This window comes from Nonomuraea mesophila, assembly GCF_004352805.1.
GTDB lineage: Bacteria > Actinomycetota > Actinomycetes > Streptosporangiales > Streptosporangiaceae > Nonomuraea > Nonomuraea longispora.
This window is the reverse complement of sequence record NZ_SMLD01000370.1, coordinates 1-1461: the sequence shown is the minus strand read 5'-3', so window position 1 is coordinate 1461 and position 1461 is coordinate 1. Positions and strand designations below refer to the sequence as shown.

Sequence of the window (1461 nt, the reverse complement as noted above, 5' to 3'; positions counted from 1 at the left end):
GGGCACCTCGTTCAACCAGAAGCCCATCGTCGCCGAGGGCGACCGGGTCGAGGTCAACCAGGTGATCGCCGACGGGCCGTGCACCGACCAGGGTGAGATGGCGCTCGGCAAGAACCTGCTGGTGGCGTTCATGCCGTGGGAGGGCCACAACTACGAAGACGCGATCATCCTGTCCCAGCGCCTGGTGCAGGACGACGTGCTGTCCTCGATCCACATCGAGGAGCACGAGGTCGACGCCCGGGACACCAAGCTGGGACCGGAAGAGATCACGCGCGACATTCCCAACGTCTCCGAGGAGGTCCTGGCCGACCTCGACGAGCGCGGCATCATCCGCATCGGCGCCGAGGTCGTTCCCGGCGACATCCTGGTCGGCAAGGTCACCCCGAAGGGTGAGACCGAGCTGACGCCTGAGGAGCGGCTGCTGCGCGCGATCTTCGGTGAGAAGGCCCGTGAGGTGCGTGACACCTCGCTGAAGGTGCCGCACGGTGAGCAGGGCAAGGTCATCGGCGTGCGGGTGTTCAGCCGTGAGGAGGGCGACGAGCTGCCGCCGGGGGTCAACGAGCTGGTGCGCGTCTACGTCGCGCAGAAGCGTAAGATCACCGACGGTGACAAGCTGGCCGGCCGGCACGGCAACAAGGGTGTCATCTCCAAGATCCTGCCGGTCGAGGACATGCCGTTCCTGGAGGACGGCACCCCGGTCGACATCATCCTCAACCCGCTGGGCGTGCCCGGCCGGATGAACGTCGGCCAGGTGCTGGAGACCCACCTGGGGTGGATCGCCGCCCGGGGCTGGGACATCTCCGGTGTCCAGGAGGCCTGGGCCGACCGGCTGCGGGAGAAGGGCTTCGAGCAGGTCCCGCCGCACACCAACATGGCCACGCCGGTCTTCGACGGTGCCCACGAGCAGGAGATCGTCGGTCTGCTGCAGAACACCGTCGCCAACCGCGACGGTGACCGGATGGTGCAGCCGAGCGGCAAGGCCCAGCTGTTCGACGGCCGCAGCGGCGAGCCGTTCCCCTATCCGATCTCGGTCGGTTACATCTACATCCTCAAGCTGCTCCACCTGGTCGACGACAAGATCCACGCGCGTTCGACCGGCCCCTACTCCATGATCACGCAGCAGCCGCTGGGCGGTAAGGCCCAGTTCGGCGGCCAGCGTTTCGGTGAGATGGAGGTGTGGGCGCTGGAGGCCTACGGCGCGGCGTACGCGCTGCAGGAGCTGCTGACCATCAAGTCCGACGACGTCCTGGGCCGGGTGAAGGTCTACGAGGCGATCGTCAAGGGCGAGAACATCCCCGAGCCGGGCATCCCCGAGTCCTTCAAGGTGCTCATCAAGGAGATGCAGTCGTTGTGCCTCAACGTCGAGGTGCTTTCCAGCGACGGCATGTCCATCGAGATGCGTGACACCGACGAGGACGTCTTCCGCGCCGCGGAGGAGCTCGGTATCGACCTGTCCCGGCG

General features: G+C 66.8%; 1 protein-coding gene. It reads left to right on the top strand.

Annotation, left to right across the window (positions count from 1 at the left end):
* On the top strand, positions 1-1461 hold a 1461-nt coding region (locus tag E1295_RS48085; protein WP_484214012.1), incomplete at both ends, for a DNA-directed RNA polymerase subunit beta.